Here is a 2,630-nt window from a genome sequence, read left to right as displayed (position 1 = left end):
TCACGACCTCCAGCGGTTGCTGTACGAGTACATCGAACTCCCCATCGGGGAGATGGCGGTGGGGGACATCCTGAGCCGCTTTCTCGGTCTTGTGCGGGCCTACCGACTGCGCCTGCCCGCCCACCTCTCGATCCTGGCCAAGACCCTAATGATGGCCGAAGGGGTGGGGGTAAGGCTCGACCCCGATTTTCACCTGGCCCCGCTGGTCAGACCACTGTTTCAGCGCATCTTTCTCCGACGCTTCCGGCCTGCACGAGTCCAGGGCCGCCTGCGGGAGGGGGTTTTGGACGTGCTGAGCCTGCTGGAAGAAGTCCCGCCGGGGCTGCGCCGCCTGCTGGGCCGGGCCGAGCGGGGGGAACTCGAGCTGAGGATGCGCCCCGACCCGGAGTTCCTGCGGGAGTTGCGGGGCATCGCGGGCAGCCTGCGGCTCTCGGCCCTGACCGTCGCCCTGATCCTGGCCCTTTCCGGCCTGATGCTGGTCTACCACCCGCCGGGGTGGGAACGATGGGCGGGCTGGGTGTTCGGCCCTGGGCTCGTAGGGGCGCTGGGGCTCGCCGGGTATCTGTTGCTGGACTCCTGGCGCAGACGGTAGGCGGCCTAGCGGGGATGGGCTTTGAGCGATGCCGGGCCGGGACGTACCCCCTCTCTAGGCTTCCTCCCCAGCCGCCAGAGCATGTACAGCGCGAGGGCGACCAGGAACGCCGAGAGGATCTGGGTGGCGGTGAACAGGCCGACCCCTAGTTGGTCGTTCCGATACGCCGGCAGCCACAGGGGGTTGAGCCGGAAGGGCTCTTCAAAGACCGAGCGCAACAGGCTGTACCAGAGCACAAACTGCCAGAGGGCGTAGCCGTAGGGCCGCCCAGGGCGCAGCCAGAGCCACAGCACCCCCAGCAGCACCAGCCCGATGGCCGCCCCATAGAGCTGAGTCAGGTGCACCGGCCCCATCACCACCGCGCCCGCACAGCCCCCGTAAGCCAGGTCGAGGGTGCTGGTGCAGATGCCGGGGAAACCCGAGCCCGGCGGGAAGGTGTAGCCGATGGGCAGGGTGGTGAGCCGCCCGGCGCTGTCCCAGGCGCTGAGGAAATTGCCGATGCGCCCGCCGATGATGCCCAGCGCCACCCCCGGAAGGGCGGCCTCGAGGTAAGGGTACAAGGGCAGGCCGTAGCGCCTGTGGAAGTACCAGAAGGCCAGCAGCCCACCGATCATGCCGCCGTGGAAGGAGAGCCCCCCGCGCCAGACCTCAAACACGCTCAGAGGGTTGATGATGAAGGCTTGGGGGCTGGTGATCAAGTAGAGCGCCCGCGCCCCCACCGCCCCCCACACCACCGCCCAGAACACCGCCTGCTCGAAGCCTGCCGGGTCGTGGCCCCAGCGCCGCAGCAGGCGTTTGGCGATCTCGATGCCGACAAAAATCGCCAGCACGATCAAGATGCCGTGCCAGCTTATGGACAGGGGGCCGAGGTGGATAGAACCGGGTTGCATGGGCTGCCTTCCTGAGCCGCTCTGACCGAGGGCTCGAGCTGAGGCTAGCGCTGGCCCATTAAGGCTCTGTAAAGCCCACCGAGCCGTAAACCCTAAATCCCAGGCTTCCGGCGCGAGTCCTAGACTTCGGGGCAATGTGCGGCGTGGCCACAGACGCAGCGGGTGGGATGGCAGGCCATAAGCGGAGGCTGCCCATTCCCTCACTGAAACGCAACACTGGCCCGACGATCCAGCCTGTGGCGGCTACGATAGGACTTTATACGCGCTTAACAGGGTTGAACTACCTTCCCAGGTGTAACGGTTCCCCTGACTAGAAGTCAGGGGCTTTCGGAAGCCCTGAAAGCGCAAGACAGCACTCCCGAGCCACGAGGCCGCGTTACGGTCAGCCCCACCAGGCGAATCACCTGAGCGCCATTATGGTCAGCATCCCCCACATGCCCACAGTTCCCACACTCAAAGCGCTTGCCCTGCCGCTTACCGATATGCTTGCAGCAGTGGCAGGTCTGCGAAGTGTAGGCGGGGTTGATGGGGATGACTTGCACCCCAGCCAAAGCCGCCTTGTACTCCACAAAACCGCGCAGTTGGTGGAATGCCCAACTGTTGCTACGGCGGCGTTCGGTGCTGGAACGGGGCTGGGTATTGGTTCGCTCTCGGATGCCCGTCAAGTCCTCCAGCGCGATAGCCGCACTCAAAACTTGAGCCTCCGAGACGATAGCCTTGCTGACCACATGGTTCACATGCTTCTGAAAACGTTGCTCTTTGCCCGACAGCCGTTGCAGCAGTTGACCCGCACGGCGGCGGGTACTGCGTGTGCCTTTCGAGCAGTTCTTCTGCACCATCTGACGGGTTTTAGCAAAACGGTCACGAACTTTTGTCACCGCCTTGCCCGACCAGCTTTTACCGGTGGAGGTAACGGCTATATCGGTTCTCCCCAAGTCAACGCCAATGACCTCTTGGGGTTCAGCCGTAGGGGGAACATCCCGCTTGACCTGTACGTGCAGCCACATCTTGCCTTTCGAGTCCACCAAAGTGGCGCTGGTGAGCCGAGCGCCTTGCAGCTTTTGGAGGTGGTAGTTGGACAAACGAAGGTCTACGCGCAGATGCCCTTTAACCGTGGTCAAAGAAACCGTCTTGTCGCGCAAGAGGAA

Annotated in this window: 3 protein-coding genes; 1 reads left to right on the top strand and 2 read right to left on the bottom strand. The window is 64.1% G+C overall.

What is annotated here, in order from left to right:
• Window positions 1–592 (top strand): hypothetical protein (locus Q0288_RS11940; RefSeq protein WP_299430698.1); only part of this gene is annotated, 592 nt, incomplete at its 5' end.
• Between the two features lie 5 nt (window positions 593–597).
• Here the strand turns inward: Q0288_RS11940 and Q0288_RS11935 are convergent.
• Window positions 598–1,482 carry a prolipoprotein diacylglyceryl transferase gene (locus Q0288_RS11935; RefSeq protein ID WP_299430696.1) on the bottom strand — a complete coding sequence of 295 codons (885 nt, stop codon included), beginning with the start codon at window positions 1,480–1,482 and terminating at the stop codon, window positions 598–600.
• Window positions 1,483–1,799: 317 nt separating this feature from the next.
• The coding region (locus Q0288_RS11930; protein ID WP_299430694.1) for a transposase at window positions 1,800–2,630 on the bottom strand (831 nt) is incomplete at its 5' end.

Origin of the sequence: uncultured Meiothermus sp. (genome assembly GCF_937863175.1) — a bacterium.
Lineage (GTDB): Bacteria > Deinococcota > Deinococci > Deinococcales > Thermaceae > Meiothermus.
The sequence above is the reverse complement of the archived record's forward strand: the minus strand, read 5'-3'. Positions and strand labels throughout refer to the sequence as shown.